This window comes from Mesorhizobium sp. M00.F.Ca.ET.216.01.1.1 (assembly GCF_004010325.2).
Lineage (GTDB): Bacteria > Pseudomonadota > Alphaproteobacteria > Rhizobiales > Rhizobiaceae > Mesorhizobium.
Genome location: NZ_SADR02000002.1, coordinates 326,814 through 343,991 on the forward strand (window position 1 = coordinate 326,814; position 17,178 = coordinate 343,991).

At 63.2% G+C, this 17,178-nt stretch carries 18 protein-coding genes; 11 read left to right on the plus strand and 7 right to left on the minus strand.

What is annotated here, in order from left to right:
* Positions 1 to 254: 254 nt before the first annotated feature.
* The 4 genes from EN859_RS39045 to EN859_RS37985 all read left to right on the plus strand — a co-directional run bounded on the left by EN859_RS39045 (position 255) and on the right by EN859_RS37985 (position 2,272).
* Positions 255 to 539, plus strand: a complete 285-nt coding sequence (locus EN859_RS39045) for a YbhB/YbcL family Raf kinase inhibitor-like protein (RefSeq protein ID WP_245525467.1) — start codon at positions 255 to 257, stop codon at positions 537 to 539.
* Between the two features lie 268 nt (positions 540 to 807).
* The gene (locus EN859_RS04385) at positions 808 to 1,353 is read left to right on the plus strand and encodes an oxygenase MpaB family protein (RefSeq protein ID WP_189501690.1); all 546 of its coding nucleotides are present in this window, start codon (positions 808 to 810) and stop codon (positions 1,351 to 1,353) included.
* Entirely contained in the window at positions 1,350 to 2,078 is a 729-nt protein-coding gene (locus EN859_RS04390) for an SAM-dependent chlorinase/fluorinase (RefSeq protein WP_127851698.1), read from the plus strand. The genes EN859_RS04385 and EN859_RS04390 overlap by 4 nt, the downstream gene beginning before the upstream one ends.
* A gap of 38 nt (positions 2,079 to 2,116) precedes the next feature.
* A complete protein-coding gene (locus EN859_RS37985) occupies positions 2,117 to 2,272 on the plus strand; it encodes a hypothetical protein (RefSeq protein ID WP_189501692.1) in 156 nt (51 codons plus the stop codon).
* Positions 2,273 to 3,140: 868 nt separating this feature from the next.
* Here the strand turns inward: EN859_RS37985 and EN859_RS04400 are convergent.
* The 3 genes from EN859_RS04400 to EN859_RS04410 form a co-directional block, all read right to left on the minus strand.
* A complete protein-coding gene (locus EN859_RS04400; protein WP_210237679.1) occupies positions 3,141 to 3,797 on the minus strand; it encodes an FCD domain-containing protein in 657 nt (218 codons plus the stop codon).
* Positions 3,798 to 3,959: 162 nt separating this feature from the next.
* Entirely contained in the window at positions 3,960 to 4,961 is a 1,002-nt protein-coding gene (locus EN859_RS04405) for a Gfo/Idh/MocA family oxidoreductase (RefSeq protein WP_127851700.1), read from the minus strand.
* On the minus strand, positions 4,958 to 5,737 hold the full coding sequence (locus EN859_RS04410) for a creatininase family protein (RefSeq protein ID WP_127851701.1): 780 nt from the start codon (positions 5,735 to 5,737) through the stop codon (positions 4,958 to 4,960). Before EN859_RS04410 ends, EN859_RS04405 begins: the two co-directional genes overlap by 4 nt.
* A gap of 192 nt (positions 5,738 to 5,929) precedes the next feature.
* Between EN859_RS04410 and EN859_RS04415 the strand changes: the two genes are divergently transcribed.
* The 5 genes from EN859_RS04415 (at position 5,930) to EN859_RS04435 (ending at position 10,560) form a co-directional block, all read left to right on the plus strand.
* Positions 5,930 to 7,210: a sugar ABC transporter substrate-binding protein gene (locus EN859_RS04415; RefSeq protein WP_127851702.1), complete on the plus strand. Its 1,281-nt coding sequence runs from the start codon at positions 5,930 to 5,932 to the stop codon at positions 7,208 to 7,210.
* Between the two features lie 68 nt (positions 7,211 to 7,278).
* Entirely contained in the window at positions 7,279 to 8,157 is an 879-nt protein-coding gene (locus EN859_RS04420) for a sugar ABC transporter permease (protein WP_127851703.1), read from the plus strand.
* A gap of 1 nt (position 8,158) precedes the next feature.
* Complete coding sequence (locus EN859_RS04425; protein ID WP_127851704.1) at positions 8,159 to 9,046, plus strand: carbohydrate ABC transporter permease; 888 nt, start codon at positions 8,159 to 8,161, stop codon at positions 9,044 to 9,046.
* Positions 9,047 to 9,050: 4 nt separating this feature from the next.
* The gene (locus EN859_RS04430) at positions 9,051 to 9,476 is read left to right on the plus strand and encodes a RidA family protein (protein ID WP_189501696.1); all 426 of its coding nucleotides are present in this window, start codon (positions 9,051 to 9,053) and stop codon (positions 9,474 to 9,476) included.
* Between the two features lies 1 nt (position 9,477).
* Positions 9,478 to 10,560, plus strand: a complete 1,083-nt coding sequence (locus EN859_RS04435) for an ABC transporter ATP-binding protein (protein ID WP_127851706.1) — start codon at positions 9,478 to 9,480, stop codon at positions 10,558 to 10,560.
* Positions 10,561 to 10,818: 258 nt separating this feature from the next.
* On the opposite strand, the gene EN859_RS04440 is transcribed toward EN859_RS04435, so the two are convergent.
* From EN859_RS04440 to EN859_RS04455, 4 genes are read right to left on the minus strand one after another with little or no spacing between them, the layout of a single operon-like run.
* Complete coding sequence (locus EN859_RS04440; protein ID WP_127851707.1) at positions 10,819 to 11,817, minus strand: substrate-binding domain-containing protein; 999 nt, start codon at positions 11,815 to 11,817, stop codon at positions 10,819 to 10,821.
* Positions 11,818 to 11,860: 43 nt separating this feature from the next.
* The gene (locus tag EN859_RS04445) at positions 11,861 to 12,847 is read right to left on the minus strand and encodes an ABC transporter permease (protein ID WP_127851708.1); all 987 of its coding nucleotides are present in this window, start codon (positions 12,845 to 12,847) and stop codon (positions 11,861 to 11,863) included.
* Positions 12,844 to 14,358, minus strand: a complete 1,515-nt coding sequence (locus EN859_RS04450) for a sugar ABC transporter ATP-binding protein (RefSeq protein WP_127851709.1) — start codon at positions 14,356 to 14,358, stop codon at positions 12,844 to 12,846. The genes EN859_RS04445 and EN859_RS04450 overlap by 4 nt, the downstream gene beginning before the upstream one ends.
* The gene (locus tag EN859_RS04455; protein ID WP_127851822.1) at positions 14,358 to 15,083 is read right to left on the minus strand and encodes a GntR family transcriptional regulator; all 726 of its coding nucleotides are present in this window, start codon (positions 15,081 to 15,083) and stop codon (positions 14,358 to 14,360) included. Before EN859_RS04455 ends, EN859_RS04450 begins: the two co-directional genes overlap by 1 nt.
* A gap of 99 nt (positions 15,084 to 15,182) precedes the next feature.
* Here EN859_RS04455 and EN859_RS04460 point away from each other — a divergent pair, with 99 nt between their 5' ends.
* Entirely contained in the window at positions 15,183 to 16,055 is an 873-nt protein-coding gene (locus tag EN859_RS04460) for an SMP-30/gluconolactonase/LRE family protein (protein ID WP_127851710.1), read from the plus strand.
* Positions 16,056 to 16,085: 30 nt separating this feature from the next.
* The gene (locus EN859_RS04465) at positions 16,086 to 17,135 is read left to right on the plus strand and encodes a sugar ABC transporter substrate-binding protein (RefSeq protein WP_127851711.1); all 1,050 of its coding nucleotides are present in this window, start codon (positions 16,086 to 16,088) and stop codon (positions 17,133 to 17,135) included.
* Positions 17,136 to 17,178: the final 43 nt, after the last annotated feature.

Genomic DNA, 17,178 nt, shown 5'->3' on the forward strand with positions numbered 1-17,178 from the left:
ATCACAGCCTTGCCATCACTGGCTACGATGTGTGCGGCGCGGCGCTTAAACGGGACGGCAGGAGAAAGGAACTGCCATTCAATATTGTCTCGTACATTTTCGATAGAGCGCTTATCCTTGCGTCAGATCAACCGTGAAACTGGTGTCGGAACGCAGCCTCAAGGCGACGCCCGCGCTTCCTGCCAGTTCTGCCTGACACCTAGCGTTTTGGGATTGAGTGTTGCGCGGCGAAGCACCAGCGTTAGGGGCGACCCATGCAGCTCAGTTCAAGCAGCTTTGCGAACGGCACGACGATCCCGCGGCGTTTCACTTGCGACGGTGAGGATCGTTCCCCTGCCCTCGGCTGGACCGGCGCTCCGGCCGGAACCCGCAGCTTTGTCCTTCTCTGCGATGATCCAGACGCTCCGGCTGGGATCTGGCATCACTGGGCGGCCTATGACATTGCGGCCGATTGTGCAGAGTTGGCCGAAGGCGCTGCCCAGCACGCCGGCAAACAAGGCTTCAAGCAGGCAACCAACGATTTCCGGCGACCAGGTTAAGGTGGTCCCTACCCACCGCATCGCCACGGCCCACACCGCCATCATTTCCGGCCGCTTGCGCTGCAGATCGATCACCTGCCGCTCGGCAACGACCCATCGTGTCAGGGGGTCGAACAAGAAGCGCGCAAGCATCTCCTCGCCGAGGCGGTCTCGTGGGAGTATATGAGCGATGATGGTCTTCGGTCATGTGAACTGTGGCAATTGAGGAAGGCCTGTGGGTCATCAGCGACACAACTGATCGCAATGGCCCCGGCTGATGATATGCGTCATGCGGATCTTTCTCTATTGCGCCAATGACCCCGACCTTCTGAACTGGGTTCAGGGCACGGCGGCATACGGCTTTGTCCAAGCTTATCACGCCTATGTGCAGCAGCTCTCTGCATCGGAGCGCGACCGCTGTTATGCCGAGGGCGTTCCCGCCACGCGCCTTTTCGGCGCCACAGGGGCACCAGGATCGCAAGCCGAGCTTGAAGCGCTGTTCCATGCGACAGCCGGACGGCTGCAGCGCTCGGCCATCGTGCTCAAATTTCTCGCCATCATGCGTTCGGCGCTTATCCTGCCGCTGCCGCTGAGGCCGGCACAGCACCTACTGGTGGCGGCTGCCGTTGATCTGGTGCCTTGCTCCGTGCAGGCGATGCTGGGGCTCACTGGGCACGGCTTGCACAGGTGGGAAGCTGCGGCAGTCCGGCAAGCAGGGGCTTTGGCGGATCGCCTCGTTATGGAAACCAACCCGGCCGTTCAGGCCTGCCGGCGGATGCGCCTTCCGGCCGACTATTTGTATGTCCATCGCAGCGCAATCGGCGCCTGTCCATGATTGTCTTGTTCACGGATTTCGGCTTGCACGGCCCCTACACGGGCCAGATGAAGGCTGTGCTGCACCAGATGGCGCCGGGTATCCCCGCGATCGACCTCTTCTCCGATGCGCCGGTCGGCAATCCCAAGGCGTCGGCCTACCTGCTGGCGGCCTACGCGGAATGGTTCCCTGCGGGAACCGTCTTTCTCTGTGTCGTTGATCCAGGCGTCGGGGGGACGCGGCCGTCGGTCATCGTCGAGGCCGGCGGTCGCTGGTATGTCGGCCCCGGCAACGGCCTGTTCGAGCTGATCCAGCGCCGCGCGGCTGAGACGTTGAGCTGGGATATCGACTGGAAGCCAAAGCGCCTGTCTGCCAGCTTCCACGGGCGTGACCTGTTTGCCCCGGTCGCAGCCATGCTGGCACACGGTGAGCCGCCGCCCGGAAGGCCGCGCCTGGATGAAGCAGATCGCCGTAGAGGCTGGCCGGAGGACCTCGCCGAGATCGTCTATATCGACCATTTCGGCAATGCCATGACCGGCCTGAGGGCGGCCAGGCTGCCAGCAGGTGCAAGGCTCGCCGCAGCAGATCGCGTGCTGGAGGCCGCGACAACCTTCAGCGATCGTCCGCCGGGCACGGCGTTTTGGTACGAGAACTCGAACGGGCTTGCCGAGATTGCTGTCAATCAAGGGCGCGCGGACGGCGACCTCGGTCTCGCGATCGGCAGTCCTGTGGAGATCGTCCTTTGAACGAAACCGGTTGTCCGTCACGGCGTTGATCTATTGCGATGCGCAAATCAACGAAACGAGGCCCGGTCGCCGATCTGCCGAAGCTGAAAAAGGGCGATGACAAGGCGCGGGCGATGACCGGCAACAAGCGCCTTGCTGAGCAGATTCGCAAGGTTCTTGCCAAGCACTATGCGAGCAAATACCGGGCGAAGTGAAAAACATGATCGCTACACCCTATGTCGGCGGTCTCGACCCGGCAGTTCAGGTCATGTGGACGACGGCCACACGCGCCCGTCGGACTGGCGTGCAGCAATCGCGCCCGCGGCACAGAGACGATCCTCTTCGAATATGACGGCGCATAGATCGAGGACCCAGACCGGTTCTCCCAGGAGCCAGCTCCTGCCCTCACCCGCGGCGCCTTTATGGCGAGCGCCTTCGAGTGTTTTGAGCCCTCGGCCGAAGTCAGAACCGGCCTAAATGCACGCCATTGCCGCCGACTACCCCATGCCTCGTTGGAAGGTCTTTCGAAGCCGGAGTTCTTAAGCTACGTGTGACGAGTGCCATCAACGAGAAGGAGAAAATTGACGAAGAGGCCCAAAATCATTTCCTTCAAAACTCCTTGACTTATCCGTTAACGCTCAATTCAATCTCGAAGAATTAGGCGTAAGCCACTGATATATAGTGATTGGTAGGCCCGGAGGACATGCCTTGAACCTTGATTTCATTGGCTTTTTCGTGGGCCAGAATCGTCAACCTTCCCGCTTTGTTCCGTACGGTCCCGCGCTCGATGACGGCCGCGTAGCTGTCACCACAGGTCTGCAGCCCTTCGGATTAAATCGCCGGCCGCATCGCCTTCAACCGCCTTGAGAAGCCCTCTCTCCGACAACTGGAAGGCCGGAGATGCTCTGGCAGTACTGCAAAAAGCACAGCAAGCAACGGAAAGCTACTCGCTGACACCTGAAATCCCTGGCTTTCGCCCATGAGCGGGTCCCATCTGATGCTGGACCCATCAATTCCGGCTGGTCGAGGGCAGCGGCTTCAACAGGAACGGCGACCGATCGATCCCATCGGCTCTGTAACGGCTTACTGCCAGATGTTGATCGTGGCGAACGTGCGCATCAGATGGTCGGAGACCAGCTCCTCGGCGCGCGCCGCGTCGCGCGCGGCGATCGCATTGACGATGAGCTGCAGATCCTTGTGGGTCTGCTTCCGCACCGGCTCCGGCGCCGGCTTGTCCGTGTCGCGGCCGTCGAACTGGACCGCCTGCCGGTCGCCCAGGATGCTGTTCATGATCTGCATCAGGAACTTGTTCTTGGTGCTGGCGAACATTTGCCGGTGCAGCGCATAGATGCTCTCCTTGAAATCCTCCCAGCAGTGGGCGGAGAGGATTTCCTCCAGGATGCGCCGCATCTCCGCGATCTCGCCGTCATCGACGCGGGTCACGACGAGACGCATCATCGCCGGCTCGAACAGCAGCCGGCCTTCGACGATCTCGGCAAAGGAAGGGACCGCGTCGTGGTTCGCGGCATTGGTCTGGTCCATCCGGCTGAAGATGTCGCGCGCATCGTCGGCCAGGAAGGTGCCGCTGCCGACCCGCCGGTGCACGAGCCCTTGGCGCTCCATCATGGCAAGCGCGCTACGCACAGCGGTGCGGCTGGTCTTGAGCTGCTGCGCGAGCTCGCGTTCGTTGGGCAGCTTCGCCCCCGGCACCATCAGGCCTTCCCTGATGCCGCGCAGCAACGAGCGGTAGACGATTGACGGCGTCGCCCGGTCGTTTGTCGCTATCGCAGCCAGTTCCTGCAATGCCGCTGTGTAGGCCATCAAAGGTCAGGTCCCGAGATTTGCCCGGCGAGAAGCAGAATCAATCCGGCAAGTCAACCATTCCGGCGCAATCTGGCCCAATCAGCGTTCCACTTCAACGGGCAGTCCTGTTTCCGCCGATCGTGCCAGCGCGTCGAGCACGGGGATCGCGTCAAGAGCCTCGCGCGGATCCTGCAGGTAAGGCTGCCCCGACAGGGTGGCCTTGACGAAATGGTCGAGCTCATCGGCGAGGTCGCCGGCAATGCGTCCGTTGACCTCGGGCCACAGATGCGTATCGCCGCCGCTGGTGCCTTGGTCCTCGACCGTGAAGAACCCCTGATCGGAGCAGTCGAGATACGTCGCCGAGCGGGTTCCGACGATTTCCAGCGCCGAACGGAATCCGTTCATCAGCCCGTCCGGCCATGCCCAGGAATAGTCGATGCTGCCGATCGCGCCATTCTCGAAATTCACGACCGCGTAGAGCGCATCCTCGTTGCCATTGCCGAGCACCGAACGCTTCTGTGCGTACACCCGGCGGATGCGGGAGCGCGCGATCCACTGCATGGCGTCGACGTCGTGCACGCCCATGTAGAAGAGGATCGAGCTGGCGCCGCCGAGGCGCCTGGCGGTCGAGCGTATGCCATTGCGCTTGGCGCGCAGATGGATCGGCTCGCCAAGCCGTTCCGGTGCTGCCGCATGGAACGTCTGCACATAACGCGGATCGAACCGCAATATATGGCCGACCATCAGCCGAATCCCGTTTCTTTCGACGGCCTCCATGATGCGCCGCGCGGCGGAGGCCGTATGCGCGAGCGGCTTCTCGAGCAGGATGGCCTTGCCCGCTTCGGCGGCCGCGATCGCCGCCTCCTCATGCAGCCGATCCGGCAGGCAGATGCTGACGGCGTGAAGGCCGGGCAGGCCGAGCAGCGCCCGATAGTCGGCGAAGCCGGCCGCGCCGGTGATCCTCGTCGCTTCGCTTGTCCGCTCCGGATCGCGGTCGCAGACGCCGACCAGTTCGGCGCGGAGATGCTCGGCATAGATGCGCGCATGACGCAGGCCGAAGAAACCGAGCCCGATGACGCCGACCTTGAGAGGCTCGATCACGCGCGCGGCTCCGGAATCCGCCAGCTGCGAAAATCATCGATGAAGATAGCGAGCGCATCGGCGACCGCCTCGAAGAAGGCTGCACCCGCCTCGGGGCTGGCGAGGGACGGATCACCGAGCGTGCCACTGGGCGAGAGGTCGGCAAAATCGTGATAAATGCGGATTGCCGACGCGCCCAGGAGATCGGTGGTCAGATAGGCCGATCCGGGATCGGGATAGGCGGCCTCGGCGTTCTCGATCTTCACCAGGTCCGGCCGCAGATGCTGGACCATCGCCGTCTCGAATTCGCACGCATGGCCCATGCCGCCGGGTTTCGACCGCCTGAGCTCTGCGATCGCCTGCCGCGCCAGCTGGAAATAGGTAAGCACGGCGATCCGCGCGGCGCCATAAAACCGGTGCCCGAGCGTCGAGGCCAGCACGTCGATTACGCCGGCGTTCCCGCCATGGCCGTTGACGATCAGGATGCGGCGAAAACCATGCTGCACCAGCGATCCGACGATGTCCTCCGCCACCGCCGTCAGCGTTTCCGCCCGCAGCGTGATACTGCCGGGAAAACGCATGTGATGTGCCGAGAAGCCGAACCAGGGCGGCGGCAGCACAGCGGCGTCGCCGGCGCGCGCGGCGGCGGCCAGCGCGACGGCATGGGCTAGCATCGTGTCGGTGCCGAGCGGCATATGCTTGCCATGCTGCTCGACCGAGCCCAGAGGCAGCATGAGGACGGTGCGCTCCCGGTCAAGTGCTGCGACGTCCGGAGAGCTCAGTTCTTCCCACCGCATCTGTTGCTCCTATCTTCACCGTCGACCGGCACGCGTCCCAAAGTCCCGGAGTTTACGACCTGTCCTAAAAAGGTTGCAATTGATCTCGATCGGTTCGTATAGTTTCCATCATGAAGTACGGTGTCAACGATCATCTGATGGTAGCGCCGGCGGATCCGGGCTCATGGCGCACCAAGGGGAAGGAGTGTCTCGATGAAATTTCGCAAGCTGACGATCGCCGCGGCGCTGATCTCCGGCGCTCTCCTGGCGAAACCGGCCCTGGCCGGGGACATCACGCTGGAATTCGTGGTGTGGAACTATTCGCTGGAAACCATCCAGGACAATGTCGGGAAGTTCGAGGCCGCCAATCCGGGCATCAAGGTGAAGGTCACCGATTATACCTGGCCGGACTATCACGACAGCCTCGTCCTGCGCTTTCGCGGTAACACCCCCACCGACGTGATCTACGGCGGTCAGGATTGGTTGCCGGCCTGGGCCGCTGCCGGATTCGTGGTGCCGCTGGACGACATCGCGCCGGCGGGTGCGGTGGACGACCTGAAGAAGGACATCGCCGGATTTGCGCTGAGCGACATGACATACAAGGGCAAGCTCTACGGCCTGCCCTATTATGCCGATACGATCTCCTTCATCTACAACAAGAAAATCCTGGAGGAGAAGGCCATCGCCGTGCCCAAGACCTGGGAAGAGGTGACGGCTGCCGCCGAGAAGCTCAAGGCGGACGGCATGGAGCGGCCGATCTCGTATGAATACGCCCAGGAACTCCCGAACTTCTTCGATGCTTTCGTGGCGCAGGCCTATGGCCGCGGGGCAAAGCTGTTCGATGCCGAGCAGAAAGCGATCTTCGACAATCCCGAGAACGGCGCGTACAAGCAGCTTCAATGGCTCGCCGACGCCTTCTCCAAGGGACTGGTTCAGCCTGAAACGCATGAATCGAAGATCATCCCAGCAATGAACACCGGCCAGCATGCCTTCACCGTCGTCTATAATTATGTACTGGCGGCGATGAACAACGCGGCCGACCAGCCGCTCGCCGGCCAGTTCGCGCTGGCGCCGATGCCGGGCGAGACACATACGACGCTTGGCTTTTCGAAATTCTATGCGGTGACGGCCAAGACGGCGGCCGACCCGGAACGCGCCGAGGCCGCCTGGAAGTTCATCAACTTCATGGCCGGCAAGCCCTATACGGTCGCCAAGCGCTGGGCCGCAGAGAAGGGCCTCGGCTTCGGGCAGCTTCCGCTGTTCGAGGACCAGTCGGTCATTGAAGCTTGGGGCAAATGGATCGACGTGCCGACGCTGAAGCAGCAGGTCGCGACGGCGCGGGCGGGGACCTGGACGGAGTGGGGCTCGCAATGGTCGGCCTATTTCCGTCCGCTGCTCGCCAAGGCCATGGTCGGCGAAGCTCCCGTCGAGCAGGTCATGAAGGACGGCGCGGAGCGCTGGAACCAGATGCGGGAACAGTTCGCCAGCCGCTAGGTCCGCGATAAAAGCGGCGAGTTGCCGATACCGGCCGCTCGCCGTCCAACTGAAAAGCCGACCTGCCCATGTGGACCACGCAACGCTTTCCGGCCATCTGGCTCCTGCCGGCGCTGCTGCCGGTCGCGCTGATGACGATCTATCCGATCGCCTATGCGCTGTGGACCAGCATGCATTCGGTGCTGCTGCTTTTCCCCGACACGCCGTTTACGGGCATCGACAACTATGTCCGCGTGGTCAAGAGCGGTTATTTCCTCGATGCGCTTTACAATTCCCTGCTCTTCACCGCGATTGCCGCCCCCCTGGTGGTGGTGTTCGGCACCTTGACCGCCCTGTTCCTCCAGCGCCGGTTCTTCGGCTCGAGGATCGTCCGCTCGATCGTGCTCCTGCCATGGGTGCTGCCCGGGGCAATCAGCGCGGTGCTGTGGATCTGGGTGTTCCATCCCAGTTTCGGCGTACTCAACGGCACGCTGCGCGCGCTGGGGGCGATCGACGGCTCCATTCCCTGGCTCACCTCGCCGAAGCTCGCGCTGATCTCAGTCGTGGTGGCGCATATCTGGACTCAGATCCCCTTCGCCGTGGTGCTCATCATGGCGGCGCTTTCGGCCATCAATTCCGAGACCCTTGAAGCCGCGGCGATCGATTGCCGCAGTCCGGTCAGGCGTTTCCGCTATGTGATTTTTCCCGAGATCAAGCCGATGTTCGTCGTGCTTTTGATCTACAATGCCCTGGCGGCCTTCACGACCTACGACCTCGTCTACGCCATGACCGGCGGCGGGCCCGGCACGGCCACCACGCTGCTCTCCTTCCAGATCTGGAAGGAAAGCTTCTCGATGTACGACTTCGGCACGGGCTCGGCGGTCGCCTTCATCGTCGTGGCGATCTCCGCAGTGATGATCCTGGCGATCACCCGCGCCCTGCCGTCCGACCTGTTCGAGGGCGACTGAGATGCCAGGCCGCCGCAATCCGCTGCTCACCTTCCTCTTCGCTGCGCTGATCCTGCTCTTCACCGGTGGGCCGGTGGCGCTTGCGCTCTATGGCAGCCTGGTACCGGACCGCATTCTGCTCGACCCCAACCGCAGCGTTCTTTCCGAGGGACCGAGCCTCGAAAGCTATCGCTATATCTTCACCGGCGAGTTGCCGGCATCCTACCGGCAGGCAAGCGCCAACCGCGCGATGATCTCGGATGCCGCGCGCCAGGTGCCGCACAGCCTTGTCAATTCTTCGATCATTGCGTTGAGCGCAATGCTGCTCAACATGCTCCTCGGCGCACCCGCAGCCTTCATCTACGCGCGCCATGCATTTCCCGGAAAGAAGCTCAGCTTCATGTTCCTGATCCTGTCGCCGCTGGTTCCGGCGATAGCGCTGGTGACGCCGATCTACATGATGCTCGAGGGCCTGGGGCTGACCGGAACCCGGATCGGGATCATCCTCGTCCACACGGCCAAGGCCCTGCCCTTCACCGTGCTGATCCTCTCCGTCTTCTTCCGCAAGATACCGCAGGAGCTGTTCGAGGCTGCAGTCCTCGACCATTGCAGTCGTCTGCAGGCCTTCCTGCGCGTCGCGTTGCCGCTCGCCTTGCCGTCGATCGGCGCGACCGGCCTGTTTGCCTTCATGCTCTCCTATTCCGAATTCATGTTCTCCATGGTCTTGTCCGGCGACGCCGCCACCCGGCCGGTATCGGTGGTGATGGCCGCCCTGGCGCGCAACACCGATGTCTCGTGGAGCCTGCTCAACACGGCAATCTTCATCGCAATCGTTCCGACCCTGGTGCTGGTCGTCCTCGTATGGCGCTTTGTCGTCGAAGGCCTGCTCAACGGCTCGGTCAAGGGATAGCATCATGGACGAGACAATCGGTAACGAAGCGCTGCATCCGCTGAAGAGCCGCCCGCGCGGCACCACACAGCATGTAACCGCCGGGCCCTATTCGCCGGCGCTGCAGGTGGACGCCCGTCATCTCGTCGTCATTTCCGGCCAGGTCGCCGTCGATATGGACGGCAATGTCGTGGGCGATACGATCGAGGAGCAGGCCGCCGCGACGCTGCAGAACTGCGAAAGGCAGCTGGCCACCGCTGATTGCGGGCTGCGCGACGTCTTCAAAGTCAACGTCTACCTCGCCGACCTTCGCCATTGGGCGCGCTTCAACGCCTCCTGCGAGAAGGTAATGGTAGAGCCCCTGCCCGTGCGCACTGCCGTGCGGTCCGCTCTTCTCCCAGGCTTCCTGGTGGAGATCGAAATGTGGGCCGTCGCTGCGAAGGGGTCGTGACTTGGCGTCCGTCGAACTGAAGAACGTCTCGAAGACTTTTGGCCGTGTCGAGGCCGTGCGCGACGTGTCGCTGACCGTGCACGACCGCGAGTTCGTTGTCTTCGTCGGCCCCTCGGGCTGCGGCAAGTCGACTTTGCTCCGGATGATCGCCGGGCTGGAATCCGTCAGTTCGGGGGAGCTCAGCATTGGCGGCAAGCCGATGAACGCGGTTGCGGCGGCCGACCGCGGCATCGCCATGGTGTTCCAGTCCTACGCGCTGTACCCACATATGAGCGTGGCCGAGAATTTGGGCTTTGCCCTGAAGATGCTTGGCACGGACAAGGCCGAGATCGACCGGAAGGTCGCGGAGACGGCGGCCACATTGCAGATCGAAGAGCTTCTTGCGCGCCGGCCGCGAGAGCTCTCCGGTGGCCAGCGGCAGCGGGTCGCGATCGGCCGCGCGATCGTGCGCAAGCCCGACGTCTTTCTCTTTGACGAGCCGCTCTCCAATCTCGATGCCGACCTGCGCGCGCAGATGCGGGTCGAGATGGCTCGGCTCCACAGGCAGCTCGAAACAACCATGATCTATGTCACCCATGACCAGGTTGAGGCGATGACGCTGGCGGACCGCATCGTCATCCTGGACAAGGGTCGGGTCGTGCAACAAGGCCGGCCGCTCGATCTCCACGAGCGGCCGGCCAACCGCTTCGTCGCCGGCTTTCTCGGCCAGCCGAAGATGAACTTTCTTCCGGCCGTCGCGGAGCGCGTCGGCGATGCCATCGCCTTCCGTCTCGCGGCGGACCGCCAGCCGCTCTTCTCCACGCGCGAAGGCCTGCGCCTCGCGCCCGGCGGCACCGCGGAGATCGGCGTGCGTCCCAACGCCATTTCGCTTGTCGCGGACAAGGGCATTGCGGCCGAGATCGTCCTCGTCGAGCGGCTCGGCGGCACAAGTCTGCTCTACCTGAAGGTCGACGGCCTGCGCCAGCTCCTGACAGTGGAACTGCAAGGCAAACCGGCCGCAACGATCGGTTCGTCTGTCCGCTTCCGCTTCGACCCGGCCGACGCTCATGTTTTCGACGGTCAGGGGCGCAGTTGCAGGCTCTAGGTAAATCATCGGCCAGATAGCCACGAGCCGGCCTTAACGGGACCGCCGGCTGCGGAATTCAAGCTAGATAGGGACTTGCCGGAGCGGGAAGACCGGCCCAACGAATCCCCTCGCGAGGGCACCGCCGATTCCCCGCCGCCGCTGAAACAACAGCCAGAGCTCGATCTTCGTCTCCCGACGATGATAAGGACATTCAATCAGCCGCACCCGGCCCGCGCGCCCGCCGGACCGCGGAAGATCCGCGGCCCGGCCTGTCGCTCAGTGTTTGAATTGGGCGACGTTATCCTTGGTAAGGCGCATCACGCCAGTCTCGACTTTTTCCGGCAAGGGGTTGACGCCAGCCGCTTTGTAGTCCGGCACGACCTTCATGCCATCGGTATTCAGCCAATGAAGGAGATGCACGGCGAGAAAAGCTTCGACATAGGATTTTTGAACCACGGCGCCGACGATCGTTCCATCCTCTATGTAGGGAAGCATGTCGTCGTTCCGGTCCATCGCGACGATCTTGACCTGACCTTGGCGACCGGTCTCATGCACCGCGATGGCAGCACCTTTGCCGCTGTCGCCGTCGGTGCCGCCGATACCGACCACGTCAGGATGAGCGAGGAGCGACTGGCTGTAGGCCGTGGGGGCATAAGACGGGTCCGCTTTGTCGTTGACCACGTCGACTACTTCGATTTCGGACGCGGATTCCTTGAAGTAGGCCTTGTATCCTTCGACCCGCTCCAGAACCGAAGGCGCGGGGAACGAACCGAGGATCACCTTGCCTTTGCCGCCGATCGCCTCGGCAAGCATCTTGCCCCCGACCTTGCCGGCTTCGAGGTTCGAGATGCCGAGATACACGGCGCGCTTGGTGCCCGGCGCGTCGCCGATGATCATGGCGACCGGAATTCCTGCATCGACGGCGCGGTCGATGCCGGCCGCAAGCGAGGCGGCGTCGCCAGGAAAGATCAGGAGGCCGGCCGGCTTCCGCGCGATCAGCTCATCGAGTTGCCGCGCCTGGGCGGCGGTGTCGAAGTCGAGCGGGCCAGTGAAGTTCGTCTTGATGTTTAGCGATCTAGCGGCGTCTTCGAGCGCTTTGCGGTGGTCGACCCAGAACGGCACCTGCGTGACGATGGAGAGAAACACGTATTCCATGCCCTCGCCCTGAGCGAGCGCTTCATCGCTGAATTGAGGTACGAGGCCGAGTCCCGTCCCGGCAAGGCCAATCCCGCCGAGCTTCATCAGGCTGCGGCGGTCGAGATCGAGTGTCGTCATCACTTTCCTCCCTTCTTCGGTTGGGGCCCCTGTAGGCCCTGGCTTATTCGTCGCCGCGGCGCACCAGCATGTCGAGCGCAACGGCCACGACAAGAACGGCGCCGGTGACGATCATCTGCCAGTAGATCGAAACGGCGAGCATGGTCATGGCGTTGTTGATCAAGGCGACGAAGACGACGCCGAGAAACGCACCTAGGACGGTGCCCTCCCCGCCGCGCAGGCTTGCGCCGCCGATCACGGCGGCTGCGAGCACCTGCAATTCGAGCGCGTTGCCTGCCGTAGGCGTACCGCTCATCAGCCGCGACGCGAGGAGCACGCCGGCAAGCGCGGCCAGCAGACCGCTCAGCATGTAGGCGAGCGTGCGGACGCGATCGACGGCCAAACCGGACAGACGCGCCGCCTTCTCGTTCGAGCCGATATAGTAGAGTTGCCGGAAGAAGCTTCCATGCCGCATGGCGAGGTCGAAGACGACCACCAATGCGAGCGCGACCCAAAGAAGAAACGGCAGGCCGAGAATCTCGGCGCGGCCGGCCCACCCGAAGGCCGGCGGTAGATTGATGAGCGAGAATCCTTCCGTCAGCACCAAGGCGATCCCGCGGGCGATCGACATCGAGCCGAGAGTGGCGACCAGGGGATTGACACCGATCCTGGTGACGACGATGCCGTTGGCAAGGCCGATGATGACGCCAAGAGCAAGCGCACCAAGAATCGCCAGCGGGATGGAGGCGCCGCTTAACAGAAGAAGCGCGGTCACGGTGCTCGCCAGCGCCAGCACGGAACCGACCGAGAGATCGAATCCACCAGAGACCAGGAGCACCGTCATGCCCACAGCGATGATCACGGTCGGCGCCATGCCGATGGCTATCGCACGGAAGTTAGCCAGCGACAGGAAGACCGGCGAAGCCAGCGACATTCCGACGATGATCGCAACGATAAGAACCAGGAGCGTCAACTCGCGCGTCTCGACGAAGCGCCGAAGGACACGGCTGCCGATACGCAAAGGCCACCGACCGACCTCGTCGACGCTCATGCCGCCTCCCCTTCGTGCTTGTGACCGGTGCCGGAGGCAAGAGCCATTACGCTCTCTTCCGTTGCCAAACGTGTCGGGAGATCGCCGACGATCTGTCCCTCTCGCATGACGACGATCCGATCGGAGATGGTGAAGAGCTCCGGGAGGTCGGAGGAGATCAAGAGAATCGCCTTACCGGCAGCAGCGAGGCGGCGGACTTCCTTGTGGATCTCCCTTTTCGCTTCGACGTCGACGCCCTTGGTCGGCTCGTCAATCACGATGATCGCCGGGTCGCTCGCAAGCCACTTCGACAACATCAGTTTCTGCTGGTTGCCGCCGCTGAGTTTTCCGGCCGCCGCCGCAAGGCTCGGCACTCGTATCCGGAAGCGTTCGACCGCCTCACTCGCCGCCGCCTTCGCCGCCGCCCTTTCGATCCAACCGAGCCGCGCGAACCGACGAAGCGCAGTCACGACGAAATTATCGGTGACCGACATCGACAAGAACAGGCCTTCGGCTTTGCGATCGTCCGGCACATAGGCAATGCCGCGGGTCATCGCGTCGCGGAGACAACGCAGGCGCGTCGGACGGCCCTTGATCTCGATCGCAGCGCCTCCTGGCGGCCGCTGCAGGCCGACGAGGCTGCGTGCGAGCTCGCTGCGGCGCGATCCCATCAGGCCCGCAAGACCGACGACCTCACCGAACCGTATTTCAAGTTCGAGATGCCGCGAGTTGCCCTTGGCTCCGTTGCCACGGACTGCAAGCGCCACCGGACCCGGCACGAGCGCCGTCGCGGCTGCGAAGATTTCGAGGTTCCGGCCGACCATGGCGCGCACGACGTCGTCGATGGAAGTCTCCGGCACGGCGCGCGTGGTCATCCTTCGGCCATCGCGCAGCACGGTGATGCGGTCGGCGATCTGGAAGACCTCGGCCATGTGATGGCTCACATAGACGATGCCGATGCCCCGGGTCTTAAGCCGAGTGATGATGTCAAACAGCGCTGCGACCTCATCGGAGGTGAGCGCCGAGGTTGGCTCGTCGAGGAGAAGGATGCGAGCGTCGAGCGACAGCGCCTTGGCAATCTCGACAAGCTGGCGCGTGGCCGCGGGCAAGCGGTCAACCGGGCGACCGACATCGATTTCGATGCCGAAGGGGGAGAGGATCTGCTGGGTCCGCCGCCGGAGCTCGCTCCAGCGTATGACCCCGCAGGCCGTCGGAGCTCGGCCGACAAAGACGTTCTCGGCGACCGTTAGGGCCCCGGCGAGGCTAAGCTCCTGGAAGACTGTGCTGATGCCGAGCGCCTGCGCTCTGGATGGGTCGTCAATGGTGACCGCCCGCCCGTCTATGTTGATCGTACCCTTGTCGGGCGCGACCACACCGGAGAGGATGGCGAGGAGTGTCGATTTCCCGGCACCATTTTCGCCGACAAGCGCATGCACCTCGCCCCGCTTCAGATCGAAATCGACGTCGCCAAGGGCCCGCGTCGTGCCGTACCACTTCGTGATGTCGCTGAGCTCGAGGAGCGGTGCCGCCATCAGCTCGCCTCCGGAATTCCTTTATCCGCGGCGGCAATGTCCTCGATACCGTTGGAATAGGTCTCGCGCGTCCGTCCGATATGGATATCCAGAACCGCTATCGTTGCGTCTGCGTCGCCACGCCGGATGGTGTCGAGCATCTGTCGATGCTCCTGGAACGACAGCTTCGTGTGAAGCGGCTTGCCGGCAAGGTGGGTCCGGAGCGCTGCGATCTTGCCGACATAGCGCGCATAGCTGTCGCGCAGATAGCTATTGCCGCAGTGCTCGAAGAAGGCCGCGTGATAGCGGGTGTCCAGGGACAGATAGAGCCGCTGGTCGCCCTGCCGCTGCGCGGCTGCCATGCCGCGCACGATGTCTTCAAGCTCCGCCGCGAAGCCATCCGGGCCGCGCGCGATGGCGAGCCTCAGCGCCGCCGTTTCTACCGCACTCCGGAATTCACAGATCTGATGAACCTCGCGAGCGCTCAGCGTGAAGACGAAGGCGCCGCGCTGCGGATAGATCAGCACCAGGCCCTCGGCGCGGAGCTGGGCGAGCGCCTCTCTGACAGGAGTCTTCGACACGCCGAGATCGTCGGCGAGCTGACGTTCAGAGAGAGGCTGACCCAACGCGAGGTCACCGTGGACGATCGACTCGCGGAGCTGGTGGAGCACGGTTTCCGCGAGCGATTTGGGTCGCTTGATCCTGGCGACGGGAAGCCGGCCGCTGATTTTGGTATTGCCTGCCATCTGCAAGGTGATATACCAGACACCAGAAAGTTCGGCAACAGGAAGCGGCTTCGCTGACGGCCCGTTACGAAGCCAAGGTACGTGCTCCGGGGAGGAGACATGGACAGAGCCGAGCTCGCGCTCGATTGCCGTAACCTGCACGGCGAGGGAATTCTGTGGCACCACCATGACCGCCGGGTCTGGTGGACGGACATCCACGGGAAGCGTCTGTGGTGGCTCGAACCCTCATCAGGTGCTTCGGGTTCAATCGCCATGGCGGACCGCGTCTGCTGCTTCGCGCCCCGCGAGAAAGGCGGTTTCATTCTCGCCCTCGCAAAGGAGGTGGCGTTCTTCGACCCCGGCACCGGCGAACTCGCGACGATCCATCGCTTCGAGCCCGACAAACCGGCGACGCGTCTCAATGACGGCCGCACGGATCGCCAGGGCCGGTTCATCGCCGGCGGAATGAACGAGGGTTCCGGACCGGAAAAATCGACCGTGTTGCGGATCGACCCCGACGAATCGGTAACGACGATCATTACCGGCGTTGGCTGCGCCAACTCGACCTGTTTCTCGCCCGACGGGCGCCGCATGTATTTCGCCGACACCTCCGTCGGAACCATCTGGGTCTATGACTACGATCCGGGCACCGGGGTTCCAGGCAACCGACAAGTCCTCAACGATTTCAAGGGAGAGCCGGGCATTCCGGACGGCTCGTGCGTCGACGCTGAAGGCGCCGTGTGGAATGCCGAATGGGAAGGGCGGCGAGTCGTCCGCATCCTGCCGGACGGGAGCATCGACCGGGTGGTCGAGGTGCCGGTGCTGAAGCCGACCTGCTGCGCTTTCGGCGGGCCTGAGCTCGAGACTCTCTACATCACCACATCGCGACTGGAGGCGACGCGGGAGCAGATCGCCGCCGAGCCGACGGCCGGCTCTCTCTTCGCTTTCAAACCCGGCGTGCGCGGCGTCGTGGACGCGCCGTTCGCCGGATAGAACCCGTCAAGCGTCCAAGGGAGGAAAGACATGAGCTTCAGCTTTCGATCGTTGATCGCGATAGCAGCGACAAGCGCGGTCGTAGTACTCACGGCGACCGGTATTGCCCTCGCCATCGACTACGCCGCACCGCAACCGCTTCAACCGGGCGCACAGGCGCCGATCACCAAGGGCGCCGGCAAGGACAAGATCCGCATCGCCTACATGCCGCCGGCGACCGAGTTCAACTACTACATCGCCATCGGCGAGGGCCTCAAAGCCGCAGCGGCCGAGAAGGGCAATGTTGAGACCTTCATGCTCGCCCCGCAAAGCGGCGCCGACATCAACGGCCAGATGGGCATGATCCAGGACGTGATCACGCAGGGCGTCGACGCCATCGTCCTGTCGACTCATGACGAGGCGGCCGCCGCTCCGCTCGTCAAGCAGGCCGTCGACAAAGGCATCTCCGTCGTCATCGTCAACTCCGACATCGCCAACTTTCCGACCCCGGTCCATGCCGTGGTCGGCTATTCGCAACGCAAAGGCACGCATAAGATCGGCGAATACCTCCTTGAGAGGCTCGCCGATAAATCGGTCAAAGCCGCGGTCATCGAAGGCCAGCCCGGCTACCATTCGACAGAGCGCGTCGGCGGCTTCCTCGACGCCGTCAAGGGCAAGCCGAATGTGGATATTGTTGCGAGCATTCCCGGCGGCTGGAATGTTGAGGGTGGCAACACCGCCGGCATGGACCTGCTCCAGGGTCATCCGGACGTCGACGTCATCTTTGCCGCGAACGACTACATGATCATGGGTGCCCAACTCGCCGCTAAGTCGCTCGGTCGAAACGACTTGATCCTGCTTGGCAATGATGGCGACACGGCCGCTCTCGAGGAGATCAGCAAAGGTACGGTCACCGCGACTGTCAACACGACACCATTCGTCATGGGCCAGATTGCATTGCAGGTCGCGATCGACGTGCTCGACGGCAATTTCGCAGGAGGGTTTGTCGAAACACCGACGACGATTGTCGACAAGGCCAATGTGCTGCCGGTTCTGCAGGCGCCCGACAAGCTCTATCCGAAGCCGTCGATGCAGTATTGAGACGAACTCATGTTCCCTAAGCAGCACCCCCCTCGCTCGGCCG